General features: G+C 66.0%; 17 protein-coding genes. 14 read left to right on the forward strand and 3 right to left on the reverse strand.

Going from position 1 to position 21,852, the window contains the following annotated elements; translation table 11 throughout:
- The first annotated feature begins 60 nt into the window (after positions 1 to 60).
- The 3 genes from ACM0M4_RS17495 to ACM0M4_RS17505 all read left to right on the forward strand — a co-directional run bounded on the left by ACM0M4_RS17495 (position 61) and on the right by ACM0M4_RS17505 (position 2,750).
- Positions 61 to 558: a peptidylprolyl isomerase gene (locus tag ACM0M4_RS17495; RefSeq protein WP_003087890.1), complete on the forward strand. Its 498-nt coding sequence runs from the start codon at positions 61 to 63 to the stop codon at positions 556 to 558.
- A gap of 4 nt (positions 559 to 562) precedes the next feature.
- Positions 563 to 1,285: a UDP-2,3-diacylglucosamine diphosphatase gene (lpxH, locus tag ACM0M4_RS17500; RefSeq protein ID WP_003113585.1), complete on the forward strand. Its 723-nt coding sequence runs from the start codon at positions 563 to 565 to the stop codon at positions 1,283 to 1,285.
- A 133-nt stretch (positions 1,286 to 1,418) separates the two neighbouring features.
- Complete coding sequence (locus ACM0M4_RS17505; protein ID WP_003087885.1) at positions 1,419 to 2,750, forward strand: SPFH domain-containing protein; 1,332 nt, start codon at positions 1,419 to 1,421, stop codon at positions 2,748 to 2,750.
- 48 nt (positions 2,751 to 2,798) lie between these two features.
- On the opposite strand, the gene ACM0M4_RS17510 is transcribed toward ACM0M4_RS17505, so the two are convergent.
- A complete protein-coding gene (locus ACM0M4_RS17510) occupies positions 2,799 to 3,422 on the reverse strand; it encodes a tRNA isopentenyl-2-thiomethyl-A-37 hydroxylase MiaE (RefSeq protein ID WP_004342965.1) in 624 nt (207 codons plus the stop codon).
- 170 nt (positions 3,423 to 3,592) lie between these two features.
- Here ACM0M4_RS17510 and ACM0M4_RS17515 point away from each other — a divergent pair, with 170 nt between their 5' ends.
- Entirely contained in the window at positions 3,593 to 4,456 is an 864-nt protein-coding gene (locus ACM0M4_RS17515; RefSeq protein ID WP_003087881.1) for a universal stress protein, read from the forward strand.
- Positions 4,457 to 4,511: 55 nt separating this feature from the next.
- On the opposite strand, the gene ACM0M4_RS17520 is transcribed toward ACM0M4_RS17515, so the two are convergent.
- Positions 4,512 to 4,979, reverse strand: a complete 468-nt coding sequence (locus ACM0M4_RS17520; RefSeq protein ID WP_003098041.1) for a DUF1289 domain-containing protein — start codon at positions 4,977 to 4,979, stop codon at positions 4,512 to 4,514.
- A 381-nt stretch (positions 4,980 to 5,360) separates the two neighbouring features.
- Between ACM0M4_RS17520 and acnB the strand changes: the two genes are divergently transcribed.
- The 10 genes from acnB (at position 5,361) to cobA (ending at position 20,709) form a co-directional block, all read left to right on the forward strand.
- Positions 5,361 to 7,970 (forward strand): bifunctional aconitate hydratase 2/2-methylisocitrate dehydratase, encoded by a 2,610-nt coding sequence (acnB, locus tag ACM0M4_RS17525; protein WP_003087875.1) that lies wholly within the window; start codon positions 5,361 to 5,363, stop codon positions 7,968 to 7,970.
- Positions 7,971 to 8,147: 177 nt separating this feature from the next.
- Positions 8,148 to 9,356, forward strand: coding sequence for a CmpA/NrtA family ABC transporter substrate-binding protein (locus tag ACM0M4_RS17530; protein WP_023087579.1), 1,209 nt, complete (start codon positions 8,148 to 8,150; stop codon positions 9,354 to 9,356).
- A 16-nt stretch (positions 9,357 to 9,372) separates the two neighbouring features.
- Positions 9,373 to 9,951 carry an ANTAR domain-containing response regulator gene (locus ACM0M4_RS17535; protein WP_003087868.1) on the forward strand — a complete coding sequence of 193 codons (579 nt, stop codon included), beginning with the start codon at positions 9,373 to 9,375 and terminating at the stop codon, positions 9,949 to 9,951.
- Positions 9,952 to 10,180: 229 nt separating this feature from the next.
- Positions 10,181 to 10,876 (forward strand): polysaccharide lyase family 7 protein, encoded by a 696-nt coding sequence (locus tag ACM0M4_RS17540; RefSeq protein WP_003087865.1) that lies wholly within the window; start codon positions 10,181 to 10,183, stop codon positions 10,874 to 10,876.
- A gap of 352 nt (positions 10,877 to 11,228) precedes the next feature.
- Positions 11,229 to 12,440, forward strand: a complete 1,212-nt coding sequence (locus tag ACM0M4_RS17545) for an MFS transporter (RefSeq protein WP_003450070.1) — start codon at positions 11,229 to 11,231, stop codon at positions 12,438 to 12,440.
- A 74-nt stretch (positions 12,441 to 12,514) separates the two neighbouring features.
- Complete coding sequence (locus ACM0M4_RS17550; RefSeq protein WP_012614286.1) at positions 12,515 to 14,110, forward strand: bifunctional protein-serine/threonine kinase/phosphatase; 1,596 nt, start codon at positions 12,515 to 12,517, stop codon at positions 14,108 to 14,110.
- A 267-nt stretch (positions 14,111 to 14,377) separates the two neighbouring features.
- On the forward strand, positions 14,378 to 16,828 hold the full coding sequence (gene nirB / locus ACM0M4_RS17555; protein ID WP_003098052.1) for a nitrite reductase large subunit NirB: 2,451 nt from the start codon (positions 14,378 to 14,380) through the stop codon (positions 16,826 to 16,828).
- A gap of 52 nt (positions 16,829 to 16,880) precedes the next feature.
- Entirely contained in the window at positions 16,881 to 17,207 is a 327-nt protein-coding gene (nirD, locus tag ACM0M4_RS17560) for a nitrite reductase small subunit NirD (protein WP_003098054.1), read from the forward strand.
- Positions 17,208 to 17,233: 26 nt separating this feature from the next.
- Entirely contained in the window at positions 17,234 to 19,960 is a 2,727-nt protein-coding gene (locus ACM0M4_RS17565; RefSeq protein ID WP_004349141.1) for a nitrate reductase, read from the forward strand.
- 11 nt (positions 19,961 to 19,971) lie between these two features.
- The gene (gene cobA, locus ACM0M4_RS17570; RefSeq protein ID WP_003087845.1) at positions 19,972 to 20,709 is read left to right on the forward strand and encodes a uroporphyrinogen-III C-methyltransferase; all 738 of its coding nucleotides are present in this window, start codon (positions 19,972 to 19,974) and stop codon (positions 20,707 to 20,709) included.
- Positions 20,710 to 20,777: 68 nt separating this feature from the next.
- Here cobA and oprF read toward each other — a convergent pair whose 3' ends face one another.
- Positions 20,778 to 21,830 (reverse strand): outer membrane porin OprF, encoded by a 1,053-nt coding sequence (gene oprF / locus ACM0M4_RS17575; protein ID WP_003087843.1) that lies wholly within the window; start codon positions 21,828 to 21,830, stop codon positions 20,778 to 20,780.
- Positions 21,831 to 21,852 lie beyond the last annotated feature (22 nt).

The raw sequence follows: 21,852 nt of genomic DNA on the forward strand, positions 1-21,852 counted from the left end.
AGCCGAAGCTGTCAACCCCCTGACAGGCCTTCGATTTTCACGACAAAGCGGATTACCCACATGATCAAGCTGCATACCAACCATGGCGTCATCACCCTGAAGCTCGATGAAGAGAAAGCCCCGGAAACCGCGGCGAACTTCAAGGAGTACGTGAAAAGCGGCCACTACGACAACACCGTCTTCCACCGCGTGATCAACAACTTCATGATCCAGGGCGGCGGTTTCGAGCCGGGCATGAAGCAGAAGCCCACTCGCGCACCGATCAAGAACGAAGCCAACAACGGCCTGACCAACAAGGTCGGCAGCATCGCCATGGCTCGTACCATGGACCCGCATTCGGCCAGCGCGCAGTTCTTCATCAACGTCGCCGACAACGATTTCCTCAACCATACCGCCCCCACCACCCAGGGCTGGGGCTATGCCGTCTTCGGCGAAGTGGTCGAGGGCATGGACGTGGTCAACAAGATCAAGGGCGTGGCCACCACCATGCGCAGCGGCCACCAGGACGTGCCGGCCGAGGACGTGATCATCGAGAAGGCCGAAATCGTCGAAGAATGAAGCGATGAGCGTCCTGTTCATCTCGGACCTGCATCTCGAAGCGGAACGCCCGGACATCACCCGGGCGTTTCTGTCTTTCCTCGATGAGCGCGCCCGTCGGGCCGAGGCCCTGTACATCCTCGGCGACTTCTTCGAAGCCTGGATCGGCGACGACGGCATGGACGCCTTCCAGCGCTCCATCGCCCAGTCCCTGCGCCAGGTGGCCGACGGCGGTACGCGCATCTACCTGATGCACGGCAATCGCGACTTCCTCATTGGCAAGGCGTTCTGCCGCGAGGCCGGATGCACGCTGCTGCCCGACCCGAGCGTGATCGACCTGTACGGCGAGCCGGTATTGCTGATGCACGGGGACAGCCTGTGCACCCGAGACGAGGCCTACATGCGCCTGCGCCGCTGGCTGCGCAACCCGCTCACGCTCTGGGTACTGCGCCACCTGCCGCTGGCCACCCGGCACAAGCTGGCACGCAAGCTGCGCAAGGAAAGCCGCGCGCAGACCCGCATGAAAGCCGTCGACATCATCGATGTCACGCCCGAAGAAGTGCCCCGGGTCATGCGCGGGCATGGCGTGCGTACCCTGATCCACGGCCACACTCATCGGCCGGCCGAACACCCGCTGGACATCGACGGCCAGCCCGCCCGGCGCATCGTGCTCGGCGACTGGGACCGCCAGGGCTGGGCCCTGGAGATCGACGCCAACGGCCATCGCCAGGCGCCCTTCCCGCTCTGACCCACCCCAGGCCCGCCATGCGGGCCTTTCAGCGAAGCATTATGCGATTCGCATTTTTTCCGCCGTCCATCTTGACGTCGCGGGCCACCTTTCAGCAGGATCGCGCTCCCCCACCCCGCATCAAGGAATGATCGTGATCATCTCGAAGGGAAACCTGATCAAGTTCGTCGCCGCCCCCCTCGGCGTGCTCGCCCTCGGCTTCGGCCTGTTCAACGGCGTGTTCTTCTATAACGAAGCCGGCTTCATGACCCACGTAAGGACCATCTTCGGCGACGAGAAGATCGTCGATGACGTCGGCTACGCGACCAAGTGGTTCGGTCGCGCCACCACCTGGAAGAAGGCCATCAGCGTGCAGTCCGTGCTGGTCATGGACGATAACGACACCAATCCGGACAACGACGGCCTCGGCGCCACCATCGAGGCTTTCCCGATCGTGTTCCTCGGCAACGTCGACGCCAAGGTCGAATCTTCCGCGCGCTTTCGCCTGCCCGGCGGCGAGCCGTTCCTGAAGATGGCCCAGGAATACCGCAACCCGGACAATTTCATCCGCACCGCACTGGTGCCGGCGATCAAGGAAACCCTCCAGGCCACCGCTTCGCTGATGAGCGCCGACGACTACTACGCCGGAGCCCGCAGCGAATTCGCCGCCGAGTTCGAGAACCAGCTCAACGACGGCCTGTACCTGATCAAGCGCAAGGAAGTCCGCGGGCCGCGCGGCGCCATTCCGCACCAGACCGCGATCCTCCAGGCCGGCACCGAGCAGGGAGCGTTCGGCGACAACAACGCCAGCCAGTTCGTCACCGAGAAGGTCACCGATGCCAAGGGCATCCCGGTACGCAAGCAACAGCAGTTCCGCAAGTTCGGCGTCGAGGTGGTGGAAGCGCGGATCACCAACGTCGATCCCAACCCGCAGTACAAGCAGCGCATGGTCAAGGTCCAGCAGGCGCTCGCCGAGCTGGCGGTGGCGCGGCAGAACCGCCTGAAGGAAGAAGAGGAAAAGCTGCTGGTCACCGCCCGCGGCGAGAAGGAAGTCGAGGCCAAGCGCCAGGAAACCCTGCGCGACCAGATCGAACGCACCACCCAGGCGGAAACCGACAAGCAATTGGCGGTGATCAACGCCGAGCGCGAGAAGCAGCGCGCCGAGATCGAGAAGCAGACCGCCGAACTGCTGCGCGACAAGGCCACGGTGACCGCCCAGGCCACCAAGATCACCGCCGACGCCGAGGCTTACGCCCGCGAAGCGGTGATCAAGGCGGACGGCGCGTTGCAGCCGAAGCTCGACGCGCTGATCGCGATCAACAAGGTCTGGGCCGAAGCCGCCGCCCAGGCCCCCGTCCCCAGCGTAATGATGGGTGCCGGCGCCAACGGCGCGGCGAGCCGCCAGGACGAGATCGGCCAGCTGATGGGCGTTCTGGCGACCAAGGCCGCCCGCGACCTGGCCCTCGACCTCAAGGTCAAGGACTGATCCAGGCAGCAAAAAAAGCGCCCCGCGGGGCGCTTTCTTGTTTCCGGCTCAGGCCACCAGGTCCACCGGGAGGCCGCTGTGGAAGCGGAATTCGTTGTCCGGACTGCTGATCAGCTCGGCCTCCTTGGCCCGCACCACCTCGATCGTCCGCTCCACGTCGGCCTCGTCGCCGTACTGGTAGGCCAGCTTCAGGTAGTCCTGGAAATGCCGCGACTCGGACTTCAGCAAACCGCCGTAGAATTTCGCCAGCTCCGCGTCCAGGTGCGGCACCAGGGCGGCGAAGCGCTCGCAGGAACGCGCCTCGATGAAGGCGCCGACCACCAGCGTATCGGTCAGCCGCTGCGGCTCCTGCTTGCGCACCAGGTCGCGCAGCGCCGAGGCGTAGCGGGAGGCGCTGACATTGACCACCGGGATACCGCGTTTCTTCAGGATCGCCAGCACCTGCTCGAAGTGGCGCAGCTCCTCGCGCGCCAGGCGGCTCATCTTGTTCACCAGGTCCAGGCGGCCGGAGTACTTGCCGATCAGTTGCATCGCCGTCGCCGCGGCCTTCATCTCGCAGGCCTTGTGGTCCAGCAGCATGACGTCCTGGCGCTCCAGGGCCGCCTCGACCCAGGCGGCGGGAGTGGAACAGGCAAGGAATTGGTCGATCTCGGGCAACATGGTGCAGGTCACTCATTCTGGAAAGAGCCTGCCATGACGCTGGTCGGGGCAGGAAAGGCGGAGCATTATACGGAAGCTGCGGCGGTCGGGCAGGCCGACCCGTTTGATATGCATCAAGAGCAGCGGCTGGATTGCGTCTAGAGTTGTTTCAGCGATAACCACAAGCACTCAGGGAGACGATCATGCAAGCCATTCGCAGCATCCTCGTGGTGATTGAACCGGACCAGCTGGAAGGTCTCGCCCTGAAACGGGCACAACTGATCGCCGGCGTGACCCAGTCGCACCTGCACCTGCTGGTCTGCGAGAAGCGCCGCGACCACAGCGCCGCTCTCAACGACCTGGCCCAGGAGCTGCGCGAGGAAGGCTACAGCGTCTCGACCAACCAGGCCTGGAAGGACTCCCTGCACCAGACCATCATCGCCGAGCAACAGGCCGAAGGCTGCGGGCTGATCATCAAGCAGCACTTTCCCGACAACCCGCTGAAAAAGGCCATCCTCACCCCGGACGACTGGAAGCTGCTGCGCTTCGCGCCCTGTCCGGTACTGATGACCAAGACCGCCCGGCCCTGGACGGGCGGAAAGATCCTCGCCGCGGTCGACGTCGGCAACAACGACGGCGAGCACCGCTCCCTGCACGCCGGGATCATCAGCCATGCCTACGACATCGCCGGCCTGGCCAAGGCCACGCTGCACGTGATCAGCGCCCACCCCTCGCCGATGCTCTCCTCTGCCGACCCGACCTTCCAGCTCAGCGAAACCATCGAGGCCCGCTATCGCGAGGCCTGCCGCACCTTCCAGGCCGAGTACGGTTTCAGCGACGAACAATTGCACATCGAGGAAGGTCCGGCCGACGTGCTGATCCCGCGCACCGCGCAGAAGCTCGACGCGGTGGTCACCGTGATCGGCACCGTGGCGCGCACCGGGTTGTCCGGCGCGCTGATCGGCAATACCGCGGAAGTGGTGCTGGATACCCTGGAAAGCGACGTGCTGGTGTTGAAGCCGGACGACATCATCGCCCACCTGGAGGAGCTGGCCAGCAAGGAGTGACCGCTGGTCGGACGAAAAAGCCGCCCAAGGGCGGCTTTTTCGCTGGAGACACCGCCTATCTGTCGATCGCCTGCAGGAACGAGGGCGCGATGTAGCGCTGGTAATGCGCTTCCGACAGCAGGAAGAATTCCCGGTCGATGGCATCGCGCAGGTCCGGCAGGCTCCAGTCGCGGAATTCCGGCAGCAGTGCCACGCCGTAGGCTTCGATCTGGTTGATCAGCCGGGAACCGCGGGCGATCAACTGGTAGGCCCAGCAATAGGGGGACTGCTCGGGGACGAAACGGATCTGCCGCTGCTCCAGTTGCAGGCGCAGGCGCGCGGCGTCGAAGACTTCCAGCTTGGCGGCCATCACCTGGGCCAGCAACTGCTCAAGGCGACTCCAGACAGCCCGCTTTTCCTCGGCGTCGTAGAGGTTCCAGTTGACCACCTCATGGTGGAAACGCTTGCAGCCACGGCATACCAGGTCGCCGTATACCGTGGAGCAAAGCCCTACGCAGGGGGTTTTGATTCTTTGCGAAGACATGGCCGGGACAACGAAAACAAAGCGGCATCTTAGCCCTTTGTCTAATCAAGTTCACCCCGTGGTTCCTAGGGTTTCCGACTTAACTTTGCGTCGAGTTTCCAGTAACATTGGCCCGCCTTTTTAGGCGCCAATGTCCGTTAGAAGCTGTTTTCAAAGCGTCACGAGCACAGTTTCCGGCAGGTACGCTGGCGACGGCGCCTCCCTCAAGCGTCTCGCCAGCCCCACCGCAGCCCGCCGGCGTAAAACTTTGAAAACAGCTTCTGTCTGGAACCTGCCGATGCCCTCGTAGGTTGGTGGATTACCGTCCACCTGGGCCTGACGAGCGGATCTGCGTCGGTTCCTGGATACGTGTCCCCCGGGACCACTGATGAGGGAAATACTGTGCTTGAAGCCTACCGCAAACACGTAGAAGAGCGTGCCGCCCAGGGTGTCGTGCCCCAACCGCTGAACGCCGAACAGACCGCAGGCCTGGTCGAGCTGCTGAAGAACCCGCCGGCCGGCGAAGAAGAATTCCTCCTTGACCTGATCACCAACCGCGTACCGCCGGGCGTCGACGAAGCCGCCTACGTCAAGGCCGGTTTCCTTTCCGCCATCGTCAAGGGCGAAGCCACCTCCCCCCTTATCGACAAGCAACGTGCCGCCGAGCTGCTGGGCACCATGCAGGGCGGCTACAACATCGCCACCCTGGTCGAGCTGCTGGACGACGCCGAACTGGCCAACACCGCCGCCGAACAGCTGAAGCACACCCTGCTGATGTTCGACGCCTTCCACGACGTCGCCGAGCGCGCCAAGAAGGGCAATGCCGCGGCCAAGTCCGTGCTGCAATCCTGGGCCGATGGCGAGTGGTTCAAGGCCAAGCCGGAAGTCCCGGAAAAGCTGACTCTCACCGTATTCAAGGTCCCCGGCGAAACCAACACCGACGACCTCTCCCCGGCCCCCGACGCCTGGTCGCGCCCGGACATCCCGCTGCACGCCCTGGCCATGCTGAAGATGGCCCGCGACGGCATCGAGCCGGTCCAGCCGGGTTCGGTCGGTCCGCTGAAGCAGATCGAAGCGGTCAAGGCCAAGGGCTTCCCGGTCGCCTACGTCGGCGACGTGGTCGGCACCGGTTCCTCGCGCAAATCCGCCACCAACTCGGTGCTGTGGTTCTTCGGCGACGACATTCCGTTCGTGCCGAACAAGCGTGCCGGCGGCTTCTGCTTCGGCACCAAGATCGCACCGATCTTCTACAACACCATGGAAGATGCCGGCGCCCTGCCGATCGAGTTCGACTGCACCAACCTGGCCATGGGCGACGTCATCGACGTATACCCCTATGAAGGCAAGGTCGTTCGCCACGACAGCGGCGAAGTGGTCACCACCTTCGAGCTGAAGACCCCGGTCCTGCTCGACGAAGTCCGCGCCGGCGGCCGTATCCCGCTGATCGTCGGCCGTGGCCTGACCGAGAAGGCCCGCGCCGAGCTGGGCCTGGGCGCCTCCGACCTGTTCCGCAAGCCGGAAGCACCGGCCGATAGCGGCAAGGGCTTCACCCTGGCGCAGAAAATGGTCGGCCGCGCCTGCGGTCTGCCGGAAGGCCAGGGCGTGCGCCCGGGCACCTACTGCGAACCGAAGATGACCACCGTCGGTTCCCAGGACACCACCGGCCCGATGACCCGCGACGAACTGAAGGACCTCGCCTGCCTCGGCTTCTCCGCCGACCTGGTGATGCAGTCCTTCTGCCACACCGCGGCCTATCCGAAGCCGATCGACGTCAAGACCCACCACACCCTGCCCGACTTCATCATGACCCGTGGCGGCGTGTCGCTGCGTCCGGGCGACGGCATCATCCACAGCTGGCTGAACCGCATGCTGCTGCCCGATACCGTTGGTACCGGCGGCGACTCGCACACCCGCTTCCCGATCGGCATCTCGTTCCCGGCCGGCTCCGGCCTGGTGGCCTTCGCCGCCGCCACCGGCGTGATGCCGCTGGACATGCCGGAGTCGGTGCTGGTGCGCTTCAAGGGCAAGCTGCAACCGGGCATCACCCTGCGTGACCTGGTCCATGCGATCCCTTACTACGCGATCCAGCAGGGCCTGCTGACCGTCGAGAAGAAAGGCAAGAAGAACATCTTCTCCGGCCGCATCCTCGAGATCGAAGGCCTCAACGACCTGACCGTGGAGCAGGCCTTCGAGCTGTCCGACGCCTCGGCCGAGCGTTCCGCCGCCGGCTGCACCATCAAGCTGCCGGAACAGGCGATCGCCGAGTACCTGAAGTCCAACATCACCCTGCTGCGCTGGATGATCGGCGAAGGCTACGGCGACCCGCGCACCCTGGAGCGTCGCGCCCAGGCGATGGAAGCCTGGCTGGCCAAGCCGGAGCTGCTGGAAGCCGACAAGGACGCCGAGTACGCCGCGGTGATCGAGATCGACCTGGCCGACGTCAAGGAGCCGGTGCTCTGCGCGCCGAACGATCCGGACGACGCGCGTCTGCTGTCGAGCGTACAGGGCCGCAAGATCGATGAAGTGTTCATCGGCTCCTGCATGACCAACATCGGTCACTTCCGCGCCGCCGGCAAGCTGCTGGACAAGGTCAAGGGCGGCATCCCGACCCGTCTGTGGCTGGCTCCGCCGACCAAGATGGACGCCCACCAGCTGACCGAGGAAGGCTACTACGGCATCTACGGCAAGGCTGGCGCGCGCATGGAAATGCCGGGCTGCTCGCTGTGCATGGGCAACCAGGCTCGCGTCCAGACCGGTTCCACCGTGGTCTCCACTTCGACCCGTAACTTCCCGAACCGTCTGGGCGATGCCACCGATGTGTTCCTGGCATCGGCCGAGCTGGCGGCGGTCTCCTCGATCCTCGGCAAACTGCCGACCGTGGAGGAGTACATGGCCTACGCGAAGGACATCGACAGCATGGCTGCCGACGTCTACCGCTACCTGAGCTTCGACCAGATCGCCGAGTTCCGCGAAGCGGCTGCGAACGCCAAGATCCCGGTCGTCCAGGCCTGATCCAGCGACGCGTCGAACAAGCCCCGCCCCGTGCGGGGCTTTTTCTTGCCCGGCGAAAACCCCCGCGCCGCCTGGCATAGCGCTTGCTGTGGCAGCTATGGAAAAGCGCACCGACGACGGCGCCTGCGCACTGGAAAACGGGACGGCCCGCGCCGCCCTCCCGCACTCGAGGTGGTGATGACAGACAGAGCGATACGCAGCCAGGCCTGGGCCGGCGGTTCCGACGCACCGGAAAAGAGCGCCCTGGACATCGGTTTCATGGCGCTGACCGATTCGGCCTCGCTGATCGTGGCCGCCACCCAGGGCTTCGCCCAGCCCTACGGCCTCACGCTCAATCTCAGGCGCCAACCGTCCTGGGCCACCTTGCGCGACAAACTGCTCAGCGGCGAGCTGGATGCCGCGCAGTGCCTGTACGGGCTGGTCTACGGCGTCCAGCTCGGCCTCGGCGGCAGCGCGGCAAGCGAGATGGCGGTGCTCATGGGACTGTGCCAGAACGGCCAGGCGATCAATCTTTCCGAACCGCTGAAGCAGGCTGGCGTGACCAGTGCGGAGGCACTGCTCCGGCATCGGCGCCAGAATGGTGCACGCCTGACCCTGGCGCAGACCTTTCCCACCGGTACCCACGCGCTCTGGCTGAACTACTGGCTGGCGAGCATCGGTCTGCATCCGCTGCACGACGTGCACAGCGTGGTGGTTCCACCGGCGCAGATGGTCGGCCATCTCCAGGCCGGGCGCATCGACGGGTTCTGCGCCGGCGGACCCTGGGGCGCCCTGGCCGTGGACCAGGGCCAGGGCTTCACCATCGCCACCAGCCAGGCGATCTGGCCGGACCACCCGGAAAAGGTCCTCGGCACTACCCGCGCCTTCGTCGACGCCTACCCGAACACCGCCCGCGCGCTGGTCATGGCGGTCCTCGACGCCAGCCGCTTCATCGAACAGAACGCCGAGAACCGCCTGGGCACCGCGCAACTGATCAGCGGCCGCGACTATGTCGACGCTCCGCTCGGCGCGATCCAGCCGCGCTTCTTCGGCCGCTACCAGGACGGCCTCGGCAACGCCTGGCAGGACCCGCATCCGCTGCGTTTCTATGCCGACGGCGAAGTCAACCGGCCCTGGCTCTCGGATGGCATGTGGTTCATGACCCAATTCCGCCGCTGGGGCCTGCTGCGCGAAGACCCGGACTACCTGGGCATCGCCCGCAGGGTCCAGCAGACCGCGCTGTACCGCGATGCCGCGACGGCCCTTGGCCTGTGCCTGGACGGCGCCGACATGCGCCGCTCGACACTGATCGACGGGCGCACCTGGGACGGCAGCGACCCCGCCGGCTACGCCCGCAGCTTCCCGATCCACGCCCTGGCCGAAACCGGCCAGGGCATCGACTTCTGACCCTGGTGCGCCCGCCATGCTGCGTATCCTGCTGATCGACGACACGCCGAAGAAAGTCGGACGCCTCAGGGCCGCCCTGCTCGAGAGTGGTTTCGAAGTGGTGGACGAGTCGGGGCTGACCATCGACCTGCCGGCGCGCGTCGAAGCGCTGCGTCCCGACGTGATCCTGATCGACACGGAGTCTCCCGGCCGCGACGTGATGGAGCAGGTCTGCCTGGTCAGCCGCGACCAGCCGCGCCCGATCGTGATGTTCACCGACGAGCACGATCCGGGAGTGATGCGCCGCGCTATCCAGTCCGGGGTCAGCGCCTACATCGTCGAAGGCATCCAGGCCAGCCGCCTGCAACCGATCCTCGACGTCGCCATGGCGCGCTTCGAGAGCGACCAGGCGCTGCGCGCTCAACTGCAGGCGCGCGAGGCGCAGCTGGCCGAGCGCAAGCGCATCGAGCTGGCCAAGGGCCTGCTGATGAAGATGAAGCATTGCGGCGAGGAGGAGGCCTACACGCTGATGCGACGCCAGGCCATGAGCCGCCAGCAGAAGCTGATCCAGGTCGCCGAGCAGATCATCGCCATGCACGACATGCTCGGCGGCTGAATCCGGCTGGGCAGCTGGCGATCATATCGCCAGCCACCCTGCTGGCCCCCGGCGCAGAGCGGCGCGGCTATGCTCGTGCGCCCGGAACGGCCCTATCCGTTCTGGGAGCTACCCCCTCGCCACCCTCGACTAGCATGACCAGGGAGGCCCGCAGTGGACGCCCAGGGCTAGGAGCCGCAGGCGTCCGCCCGAACCGCACCGCCGACTCAGCGGTCAGGAGATGCTCAGCATGATCGATCTCAGCACCTGGAACCTTACCATTCCCACCGAACCCACCCCGCAGGTGATCACCACCCAGCAACTCAACAACGGCTACCAGAGCCGGTACTTCCAGCAAGGCAACGATGGCGGCCTGGTCTTCTGGGTGCCCATCGACGGCTCGCACACCGAGGACAGCACCTATCCTCGCACCGAACTGCGCGAAACCCAGGCCGACGGCAGCCTCGACAACTGGTACTACTGGCAGGCCGACAACGAACTGCGGGTGACCATGAGCGTCGAGAAGGTCCCCTCGAAGAACAAGGTGATCATCGGCCAGATCCACAGCAAGTCGCCACAGACCGACGACGGCGAACCTCTGGTGAAGCTGCAGTACTACTACAAGCCCGAGGAAGGCCTCGGCCGGGTCGAGGCGCTGGTACGCAACCACCCGGACGATTCCTATAGCCGCAACGTGTCGATCCTCGAGCAGGTACGCCTGGGCGAGCGTTTCAACTACAGCCTGCGCGTCACCTCCAGCGGCGAGTTGGCGGTGCGCGCACGCAGCCAGGACGGCGAAGAGGACGCTTACTACCAGACCCTCGGCAGCGCCTGGAACGACCAGTTGCTCTATTTCAAGGCCGGCGCCTACGTGAACGACAACGCCGGCGACAGCGGCGAAGGCAGCCGCGTGACCATCTACCACCTGAACACCGCCCATCGCTGAACCGCCGACGGCGCACGGACGCGCCGCCCCAGCCCTGTGCAAGCCCCCGACGCCTGCCACCGCGGCGTGCACGCCGACGCCATGGTTGTCCCTGCAACCGCTCTACGCCGCGCTTTCGACAACTTGGCAAAGAGCTTGCTACGTCCTGCCTGACGGTAGCCAACGGCGGTTACCCATCCCCGACAAAGACGTCGCGCGGCCTCTCCTTCCCGGCAGAGGCCCGTGGCGTCTTCGTCGTTTCGCCCCAGCGTCGGGGCGGGTGGGTGGTCCGCTGTCGGACGCTCACCTTGTAGCGATGCAACTTCCGCCGGGCGGCCGTTCCGCCCCGATTCCGCTGGATACGAGGTGTTCGATGAACAACAGCTTCTGGAAGGCCGGCCATGCGCCGACCCTGTTCGCGGCGTTTCTCTATTTCGACCTGAGCTTCATGGTCTGGTACGTGCTCGGCCCGCTGGGGGTGCAGATTGCCGGCGACCTGCAACTGAGCACCCAGCAGCGCGCGATGATGGTCGCCACGCCGATCCTCGCCGGCGCCGTACTGCGCTTCCTGCTCGGCCTGCTGGCCGATCGCTGGTCGCCGAAGAGCGCCGGCATCCTCGCCCAGGTCATCGTCATCGCCGCCCTCGCGGCCGCCTGGCTGCTGGGCGTGAACAGCTATGCGCAGGCACTGCTGCTGGGGTTGTTCCTCGGCTTCGCCGGGGCATCCTTCGCCGTGGCCCTGCCGCTCGCATCGCAATGGTACCCGCCGCAACACCAGGGCAAGGCCATGGGCATCGCCGGCGCGGGCAACTCCGGCACCGTGCTCGCCGCCCTCTTCGCCCCCGGCCTGGCCGCCGCGTTCGGCTGGAACAACGTGTTCGGCTTCGCCCTGCTGCCGCTCGTCCTGACCCTCCTGGTGTTCGCCATGGTCGCGCGCAACGCCCCGCAGCGGCCGGCGCCCAAGGCCATGGGCGATTACCTGAAAGCCCTCGGCGACCGCGACAGCTGGTGGTTCATGTTCTTCTACAGCGTCACCTTCGGCGGCTTCCTCGGCCTGGCCAGCACCCTGCCCGGCTATTTCCACGACCAGTACGGCCTGAACCCGGTGACCGCCGGCTACTACACCGCCGCCTGCGTCTTCGCCGGCAGCCTGATGCGCCCGCTCGGTGGCGCCCTCGCCGATCGCATCGGCGGCATCCGCAGCCTGCTGATGGTGTACACCCTGGCCGCCATCTGCATCGCCGCGGTCGGTTTCCACTTGTCCAGCGCGATGGCCGCCCTCGGCCTGTTCGTGGTCGCCATGCTCAGTCTCGGTGCCGGCAATGGCGCGGTGTTCCAGTTGGTACCGCAGCGCTTCCACAAGGAAATCGGCGTGATGACCGGGCTGATCGGCATGGCCGGCGGCATCGGCGGCTTCTGCCTGACTGCCGGCCTCGGCGCGATCAAGCAAAGCACCGGCGACTACCAGCTCGGCCTGTGGCTGTTCGCCAGTCTCGGCGTGCTGGCCTGGTTCGGCCTCCACGGGGTGAAGCGGCGCTGGCGCACCACCTGGGGCTCGGCCGCGGTCACCGCCGCGCGGGTCTGAGCGTGGGGCTGCGACTGAGCATTGGCGAGGCCAGCGCCTGCGGGCCTCGCACGGAAAACCAGGATGCGCTGCGGGTGGTCACCCCGGCGCCGGCCCTGGCCGCCAGCAAGGGACACCTGCTGGCCATCGCCGACGGTGTCAGCCAGTGCGCCGATGGCGGCCTGGCGGCGCGCAGCAGCCTGCAAGCGCTGGCCCTGGATTACTATGCGACTCCGGAAACCTGGGCCATCGTGCAGTCCCTGGACCGCCTGCTGCTGGCGCAGAACCGCTGGCTACAGGCCAACGGCGGCGGCCAGCCGCTGCTCACCACCCTCACCGCCCTGGTGCTGCGCGGCACCCGCTACACCCTGGCCCACGTCGGCGATTGCCGGGCCTACCTGTGGCGCGACGGCGAGTTGCTCCGGCAGACCAGCGACCACGTCTGGGAACAGCCGCACATGCAACACGTGCTGACCCGCGCCCTGGGACTGGACCAGCATCTGGTGGTCGACTATCTGGAAGGCGATCTGGAGCCCGGCAGCCAGTGGCTACTGGTCAGCGACGGCGTCTGGGCGACGCTGGGCGACAGCGGCATCCGCAGCATCCTGCGCAACGCCGAAGAGCCGCAGCGCAGCGCCGAGGCTCTGGTTCGCGCCGCCCACCTGGCAGGCAGCCAGGACAACGCCAGCGCCCTGCTGGTGCGCGTGGAAGCCGTGCCCGCAGGCAGCCTCGGCGACGCCCTCGCGCAACTGGGCCACTGGCCACTGCCGCCACCGCTGAAGCCCGACCAGCTCTTCGAAGGCTGGCGGGTCCGGCAGTTGCTCGGCGAATCCCGCCAGTCCCTGCTCTACCGGGTCGAGGATGGCCAGGGCCAACCCTGGCTGCTGAAGACCCTTCCCGCCGCACGTGCCGACGATCCGCTGGCAACCCAGGCCCTGCTGCTCGAGGAATGGTTCCTGCGCCGCGTCCAGGGCCGGCATTTCCCCGAGCTGCACGGATTGGCGCAACGCCAGCATCTGTATTACCTGATGCGCGAGCACCCCGGAGAGACTCTCGCCGAGCGCTTGCGCAACCATGGCCCGCTGTCGCTGCCGGAGTGGCTGGGGCTGGCCAACCAGCTGCTGCGCGGGCTTGGCCAGTTGCATCGACGCAACCTGCTGCACCGCGACCTCAAGCCGGAAAATCTCCACCTCGGCCGCGACGGCGAGCTGCGCCTGCTGGATTTCGGCCTGGCCTGGTGTCCGGGATTGTCGCGCGAAGACCCCCATCTGCTACCGGGTACGCCCAGCTACCTGGCGCCGGAGTGCTTCTCCGGCACCTCGCCCTCGGTGCGCCAGGATCTCTACGCCACCGGCGTCTGCCTCTACCAGGCGCTGACCGGGCGCTATCCCTATGGCGAGATCGAAGCCTTCCAGCACCCGCGCTTCGGTCGCCCCGTCCCGCCCAGCCGCTATCGCCCCGACCTGCCGGCCTGGATCGACGACCTGCTGCTGCGCGCCGTCGCCTGCGACCCCGCACAGCGCTTCGAGACCGCCGAGGAATGGCTGCTCTCGCTGCAACAGGGAGAAGCGTTGCCGGTCGCGGCGCCCCGCCCATTGCTGGAGCGCGAACCGCTGCAGACCTGGCGCGCCATCGCCCTGCTGTCCCTGGCCGCCAACCTGGCGCTACTCCTGGTCTGGCTGAAGGGCTGAGAGGCACCAGCCCGGTGCGATACGCCCCGGCACGGAGCAGAAAGACCGCGGTGAGGCCCCGCGTTATCCCTGCAAGGCCATGGAGATAGGCAATAGCGCAAGTTGGCACGGCGCCTGCTTGGGTTCTCCCGACAATCGACAACAAAGCGCCTGCCTCAACGACGAGGCGGCGTTTCCCGACCGAACGGGACCTGGACAAAGGCGTCCTGCTGGCAACAGCGGGACGCCTTTTTTGTTTGCGCCAACCTTATGCAGGAGCTACTCCGCATGAAGAAGATCAAGCTGGTGATGGTCGGCAACGGCATGGCCGGGGTCCGTACCCTGGAAGAACTGCTCAAGCTCAACTCGGACTTCTACGACATCACGGTGTTCGGCGCCGAGCCCCATCCCAACTACAACCGCATCCTGCTGTCCCCGGTGCTGGCCGGCGAGCAGACCTTCGAGGAAATCGTCCTCAACGACCTCAACTGGTATGCGGAAAACGGCATCAAGCTCCTCCTCGACCGCAAGGTGGTGCAGATCGACCGGGTCCGCCGCAGGGTGGTCGCCGCGGACGGCAGCGAGGCCGAGTACGACCGCCTGCTGCTGGCCACCGGCTCGGTCCCCTTTATCCTGCCGATACCCGGCAATCGCCTGCAGGGCGTGATCGGCTACCGCGACATCGCCGACACCCAGGCCATGATCGACTGCGCCCGGACCCACAGCCACGCGGTGGTGATCGGCGGCGGCCTGCTCGGCCTGGAGGCGGCCAACGGCCTCAAGCAACGCGGCATGGACGTGACCGTCGTGCACCTCTCCGACTGGCTGCTGGAACGCCAACTGGACCGCACCGCCGGCAAACTCCTGCAAGGCGCGCTGGAAGCCCGCGGCATCCGCTTCCGCCTGAACACCCAGACCCAGGAACTGATGGACAACGGCAGCGGCCGGGTCTGTGCCGTGCAGTTCAACGACGGCGACGTGATTCCCGCCGACCTGGTGGTAATGGCCGCCGGCATCCGCCCCAATACCGAGCTGGCCGAAAGCGCGGGCATCCCCTGCAACCGCGGCATCCTGGTCAACGACACCCTGCAGACCTACGACCCACGCATCTATGCGGTCGGCGAATGCGCCAACCACCGTGGCATCGCCTACGGCCTGGTTGCGCCGCTGTTCGAGCAGGCCAAGGTCTGCGCCAACCACCTGGCTCATCTCGGCTACGCCCGCTACCAGGGCTCGGTGACCTCGACCAAGCTCAAGGTGACCGGTATCGACCTGTTCTCCGCCGGCGACTTCATCGGCGGCGAAGGCAGCGAGACCATCACCCTTTCCGACCCCATCGGCGGCGTCTACAAGAAGCTGGTGATCAAGGACGATGTACTGGTCGGCGCCTGTCTCTACGGCGACACCGCCGACGGCGGCTGGTACTTCCGGCAGATCCGCGAGAACCACAACGTCGCGCAGATCCGCGACCACCTGATGTTCGGCGAGAACGCCCTCGGCGATGTCGGCCACCAGGGCCAGAACAGCGCCGCGAGCATGCCCGACACGGCCGAAGTATGCGGCTGCAACGGCGTCTGCAAGGGCACCATCGTCAAGGCGATACAAGAACACGGCCTGTTCAGCGTCGACGAAGTCAAGAAACACACCAAGGCCGCCAGCTCCTGCGGTTCCTGCGCGGGATTGGTGGAACAGATCCTGATCAGCACCGTCGGCGGCGCCGCCGACGTCAAGCCGAAGAGCGAGAAGGCCATCTGCGGCTGCAGCGACCTCAACCACGGGCAGATCCGCAAGGCCATTCGCGAACACCGGCTGACCAGTCTCGACGCCGCCATGCGCTTCATGGACTGGAAGACCCCGAACGGCTGTGCCACCTGCCGCCCGGCCCTGAACTACTACCTGATCTCGACCTGGCCGGGAGAAGCCAAGGACGATCCGCAGTCGCGCCTGATCAACGAACGCGCCCACGCCAACATCCAGAAGGACGGCACCTACTCGGTGGTACCGCGGATGTGGGGCGGCGTGACCAACGCCGCCGAGTTGCGGCGCATCGCCGACGTCGCCGACAAGTACCAGGTGCCGATGGTCAAGGTCACCGGTGGCCAGCGCATCGACCTGCTGGGGGTGAAGAAGGACGACCTGCCGGCCATCTGGAAAGACCTCGACATGCCCTCCGGACATGCCTACGGCAAATCCATCCGCACCGTGAAGACCTGCGTCGGCAGCGAATTCTGCCGCTTCGGTACGCAGAACTCGACGCAGCTGGGCATCGATCTGGAACACGACCTGTTCAACATGTGGTCGCCGCACAAGGTCAAGCTGGCGGTCTCCGGCTGCCCGCGCAACTGCGCCGAGGCCGGGATCAAGGACGTCGGCATCATCGGCGTGGACTCCGGCTGGGAGATGTACATCGGCGGCAACGGCGGGATCAAGACCGAGGTCGCGGAGTTCTTCGTCAAGCTCAAGACCGCCGAAGAAGTGCGCGAATACAACGGCGCCTTCCTCCAGCTCTACCGCGAGGAAGCCTTCTACCTGGAGCGCACGGTGCATTATCTGCAGCGGGTCGGCATGGAGCACATCCGCAAGGCGGTGGTCGAGGACGCGGAAAACCGCAAGGCGCTCAACGACCGCCTGCAATTCGCCCTGTCCTTCGAGCAGGACCCATGGAAGCAGCGCATCGAACAGCCGCAATTGAAGAAGGAGTTCGAACGGATTCCGCTCAAGCAACTGGAAAACGTCTGAATCCCTTGTCCGGGCCGTCCCACGGCGGCCCTCCCCCTACCGGAGTGAACCGATGAACTGGCTGGATATCTGCGCCCTCGATGAAATCAACCCGCTGGGCTCGCGCGTGGTCGCCGGCCCGAAAGGCGACATCGCCATCTTCCGCGCCGCCGACGACCAGGTCTTCGCCCTCGATGACCGCTGCCCGCACAAGGGCGGCCCGCTGTCCCAGGGCCTGATCTACGGCAAGCGAGTGGCCTGTCCGTTGCACAACTGGCAGATCGAACTGGAGAGCGGCGAAGCCGTGGCCCCGGACCAGGGCTGCGCCCATCGCCACCCGGTGCGGGTGGAGAACGGGCGGGTGCTGCTCGGCCTGGACAGCGTGGCGCTGTGCGCCTGATCTCTCGCCGATAACAGGAGCCGAGCATGTCGACAGATTCCCCGCTGCGCACCACCGCTTCGACCTGCTGCTACTGCGGCGTGGGTTGTGGCGTCCTGATCGAACACGACGGCGAACGCATCCTCGGCGTGCAAGGCGATCCTCGGCACCCGGCCAACTTCGGCAGACTCTGCAGCAAAGGCGCCAGCCTGCACCTGACCGGCGACCTCCAGGCCCGCGCGCTGTACCCCCAACTGCGCCTCGGCAAGCAACTGGCGCGGGCTCGCAGCGACTGGGAGAGTGCCCTGGAACATGCCGCCGGGCGTTTCGCCGAGACCATTCGCGAACACGGGCCGGACAGCGTGGCCTTCTATATCTCCGGCCAGTTGCTGACCGAGGACTACTACGCCTTCAACAAGCTGGCGCGGGCCCTGGTCGGCACCAACAACATCGACAGCAATTCGCGCCTGTGCATGTCTTCGGCAGTGGTCGGCTACAAGCGCAGCCTGGGCGCCGACGCACCGCCCTGCAGCTACGAAGACCTCGACTGCGCCGATTGCGTGCTGATCGCCGGCAGCAACATGGCCTTCGCCCACCCGGTCCTGTTCCGTCGCCTGGAAGCCGCCAAGGCCGCTCGGCCGGAGATGCGCATCGTGGTGATCGACCCGCGGCGCACCGACACCTGCGAGCTGGCCGACCTGCACCTGGCGCTGCTGCCCGGCACCGACGTCGCACTGTTCCACGGCATCCTGCATATCCTGCTCTGGGAGGACTGGATCGACCGTTCGTTCATCGCCGAGCATACCGAAGGTTTCGCCGACCTGAAGGAACTGGTGCGCGACTACACCCCGGCCGCCGTCGCCGACATCTGCGGCATCGACCGCGCCGACCTGCAGCGCTGCGCCGAATGGATCGGCCGTTCGCCGCGCTTCCTTTCGCTCTGGTGCATGGGGCTCAACCAGTCCAGCGCCGGCAGCGCCAAGAACAGCGCACTGATCAACCTGCACCTGGCCACCGGCAAGATCGGCCGCGCCGGATGCGGGCCGTTTTCCCTCACCGGCCAGCCGAACGCCATGGGCGGTCGCGAGACCGGCAGCCTGGCCAATCTGCTGCCCGGCCACCGCGAAGCCGCCGATCCCGGCCATCGCGCCGAAGTGGCGCACTACTGGGGTGTGGAACAGTTGCCCACGTCCCCCGGTCTCAGCGCCATCGAGCTGTTCGATGCGGTCCACGACGGCCGGATCAAGGCGCTCTGGATCGCCTGTACCAACCCCGCGCAATCGCTGCCGGACCAGCGCAAGATCCACGAGGCCCTTGCCCGCTGTCCCTTCGTGGTGGTCCAGGAAGCCTTCGCCGGCACGGAAACCTGCCAATACGCCGACCTTTTGCTTCCAGCCGCATCCTGGGGAGAAAAGGAAGGCTCCGTGACCAATTCGGAACGGCGGATCAGTCATGTCCGTCGGGCCGTTCCGCCCCCCGGTGAAGCGCGCCAGGACTGGAACATCGTCTGCGACTTCGCGCGCCGCCTGGAAGGGCACCTGCGTCCCGCTAAACCCGGCCTGTTCGCCTTTGCCGACAGCCGCAGCCTGTTCGACGAATACAAGCTGCTTACCGCCGGCCGCGACCTTGATCTTTCCGGCCTCAGCTACGCACTGCTCGACCGCCTGGGGCCGCAGCAATGGCCATTTCCCACTGGCGCGGAGCAAGGCACCGCACGGCTCTATGCAGACGGCCGCTTCCCTACCGCCTCGGGACGCGCGCAACTGGTCGCCGAACCCTACCGCGCCGCCCAGGAAAAACGTGACGCGCGCTACCCGCTGACCCTCAATACCGGACGCTTGCGCGACCAGTGGCACGGCATGAGCCGGACCGGCACCTGCGCACGCCTGTTCGGCCATGAAGAGGAGGCCCTGGTGCACCTGCATCCCGAGGAACTGCGCCGCCGCCAACTGCGGGACGGGCAGCTCGTGCGCCTGAAGAGCCGGCGTGGCGCCCTGATCCTGCCAGTGAGTGCAGACGACTCGGTGCGCCCCGGCCAGGCCTTCCTGCCGATGCACTGGGGCGATCGCTTCCTCAAGGGCCTGGGCTGCAATGTCCTGACCCTGCCGGCGTTCGACCCCCTGTCGAAACAACCCGAACTCAAGCACGCCGGGGTTCAGGTCGAATCCGTCGAACTGCCCTGGCGCCTGTTCGCGCTGGTGGAAACCGATATCCAGGCGCGTTTCGAGGCCCTCCGTGCGCTGTGCGAAGTCTTCGACCACGCCAGCTTCAGTCTCGCCGGACGCGAGCGCCCCGCCCTGCTGGTCAGCGCCGCACACCATGAGGCACCTGGCGCAGACCTGCTGGAGCGGATAGATCGCCAACTCGAATTGCTCGACGGACCGATCCTCGCCTACGACGACCCACGGCGCGCCATCGGCAAGCGCGTGCGCCTCGAAGACGGGCGCATCGTCGCCGTCCGGCTCGCCGGCGAAACCCTCGCCCGCGACTGGTTGAAAGAACTCTGGCTTACCGGCCGGGCCGATAGCGAGCTACGCCGCTGGCTGCTCGCGCCACTCGGCGCGGCACCGGGACGCCCCAGCCAGGGTGCGGGCGGCAAGACCCTGTGCAGTTGCCAGAACGTCAGCCAGCACACGGTGCTCGGCGGCATCGCCCGCGGATTGGACCTGGACGGATTGAAGCGCGAGTTCGGCTGCGGCACCGGCTGCGGCTCCTGCGTACCGGAAATCAAGAGACTGCTGGCGGCCCCCCGGCCCATGGCGGCGAATGCCTGAGGAGAACGACGATGAGCGGTAAGGTCTGGCTGGTGGGTGCGGGTCCCGGCGATCCGGAACTGTTGACCCTGAAGGCAGTTCGCGCCCTGCAGGACGCGGATGTGGTGATGGTCGACGATCTGGTCAACCCGAGCATACTGGAGCACTGTCCGTCCGCCCGGCTGGTCCGGGTCGGCAAACGCGGCGGCTGCCGCTCCACACCGCAGGACTTCATCCAGCGCCTGATGCTGCGGCATGCCCGCCAGGGACGCAGCGTGGTGCGCCTGAAAGGCGGCGATCCATGCATCTTCGGCCGCGCCGGCGAAGAAGCCGAATGGCTGGCCCGGCACGGGATAGACAGCGAGATAGTGAACGGCATCACCGCCGGGCTGGCTGGCGCCACTGCCTGCGGCATACCGCTGACCTACCGCGGCATCAGCCGCGGCGTGACCCTGGTGACCGCGCATACCCAGGACGACAGCCCGCTGGCCTGGGAAGCCCTGGCACGCAGCGGTACCACGCTGGTGGTCTACATGGGCGTCGCCCGACTCGCGGAGATCCAGGCCGGGCTGCTGGCTGGAGGCATGGCCGAGGATACGCCGCTGGCGATGATCGAGAACGCCACCCTGGGCAACCAGCGCGAATGCCGCAGCAACCTCGGCGAGCTACTGCGGGACGCCGGACGTTTCGCCTTGAAAAGCCCGGCGATCCTGGTGATCGGCGAAGTAACCCGCGACATCGTGTCGCAACCGATTTCCCTGAGCGCCTGACGAGCGGTCTTTTTCCAGGCAAAGAAAAACCCGGCCTGAGCCGGGTTCTTCCTTAGAGGCTCAGCCGATTACTTGGCTTCAGCTTCTACTTCGGCTTCAACGCGACGGTTGATAGCGCGGCCTTCAGCGGTGGCGTTGTCGGCAACCGGGCGGGACTCGCCGTAACCAACAGCGTTCACGCGACCACCTTCTACACCGTACTCGTTGACCAGTACGTCACGAACGGCGTTGGCACGACGCTCGGACAGCTTCTGGTTGTAAGCGTCGGTGCCGACGGAGTCGGTGTGACCTTCAACGGTGGTGGAAGTGGACGGGTACTGCTTCATGAAGTCAGCCAGGTTCTTGATGTCAGCGTAGCTGTTCTCTTTGACCTTGGACTTGTCGAAGTCGAACTTCACGTCCAGCTGTACGCGTACGACTTCGGCGACAGCCGGGCAGCCGTTGGCGTCAACGGTGACGTTGGCCGGGGTATCCGGGCACTTGTCGACGTTGTCGCAAACGCCGTCGTTGTCGGAGTCGGAGCAAACGTCGGCAACCGGTTCCGGAGCCGGAGCGGCTTTCGAACCACCGAAGTTGAAGCCGACGCCCAGGCCAGCCATCCACTCGCCCTGGTGACCGTTGTCACGCTTCTCCAGACCATACTGGCCGTCGAGGCTGGCCTTGGCGAAGAAGTTCTCGGTGAAGTAGTACTTCAGACCAGCGCCGATGTTGGCCATGGTCATCTGCTGACGGCCTTGGCTGTCGCTGTTGATGTTGGTGATGTTCTGGTGAGCCAGACCAGCCGACACGTACGGACGCAGACCTACGCCCGGGGTACCGAAGTGGTAGATGGCGTCCAGAGAGGTCAGGTTGCCATGGACCTTCTTGTTGCCGGTTTCGTAGGTGCCACGAACGTCATGGTACTCACCGTAGGACAGCGCCAGCTCGACGTCGTCGGTCAGGAAGTAACCGATCGAGCCGCCGTACAGGTCCGCGTTCTTCATGTTGCGAACGCTGTCGGTGAAGTAGCGCTTGCCGAAGGCTTCGATCTCTACCGAGTTCTGGCCCTGGGCAAAGGCGTTCATTGCCGAAGCGGCAACCAGCGAGCCGATGACAACGCCTAAGGTGTTCTTCAGTTTCATCCGTTAAATCCCCATCTTGATG

It is taken from the genome of Pseudomonas sp. 18-147, assembly GCF_051048045.1.
Lineage (GTDB): Bacteria > Pseudomonadota > Gammaproteobacteria > Pseudomonadales > Pseudomonadaceae > Pseudomonas > Pseudomonas aeruginosa.

Coding starts and splice junctions, on each gene's coding strand:
- ACM0M4_RS17520 (WP_003098041.1), bottom strand. CDS start 4,979: ATGTCTTCGCAAAGAATCAAAACCCCCTGCGTAGGGCTTTGCTCCACG.
- nirD (WP_003098054.1), top strand. CDS start 16,881: ATGAACTGGCTGGATATCTGCGCCCTCGATGAAATCAACCCGCTGGGC.
- ACM0M4_RS17545 (WP_003450070.1), top strand. CDS start 11,229: ATGAACAACAGCTTCTGGAAGGCCGGCCATGCGCCGACCCTGTTCGCG.
- ACM0M4_RS17565 (WP_004349141.1), top strand. CDS start 17,234: ATGTCGACAGATTCCCCGCTGCGCACCACCGCTTCGACCTGCTGCTAC.
- ACM0M4_RS17515 (WP_003087881.1), top strand. CDS start 3,593: ATGCAAGCCATTCGCAGCATCCTCGTGGTGATTGAACCGGACCAGCTG.
- ACM0M4_RS17540 (WP_003087865.1), top strand. CDS start 10,181: ATGATCGATCTCAGCACCTGGAACCTTACCATTCCCACCGAACCCACC.
- oprF (WP_003087843.1), bottom strand. CDS start 21,830: ATGAAACTGAAGAACACCTTAGGCGTTGTCATCGGCTCGCTGGTTGCC.
- lpxH (WP_003113585.1), top strand. CDS start 563: ATGAGCGTCCTGTTCATCTCGGACCTGCATCTCGAAGCGGAACGCCCG.
- ACM0M4_RS17495 (WP_003087890.1), top strand. CDS start 61: ATGATCAAGCTGCATACCAACCATGGCGTCATCACCCTGAAGCTCGAT.
- nirB (WP_003098052.1), top strand. CDS start 14,378: ATGAAGAAGATCAAGCTGGTGATGGTCGGCAACGGCATGGCCGGGGTC.
- cobA (WP_003087845.1), top strand. CDS start 19,972: ATGAGCGGTAAGGTCTGGCTGGTGGGTGCGGGTCCCGGCGATCCGGAA.
- ACM0M4_RS17535 (WP_003087868.1), top strand. CDS start 9,373: ATGCTGCGTATCCTGCTGATCGACGACACGCCGAAGAAAGTCGGACGC.
- ACM0M4_RS17530 (WP_023087579.1), top strand. CDS start 8,148: ATGACAGACAGAGCGATACGCAGCCAGGCCTGGGCCGGCGGTTCCGAC.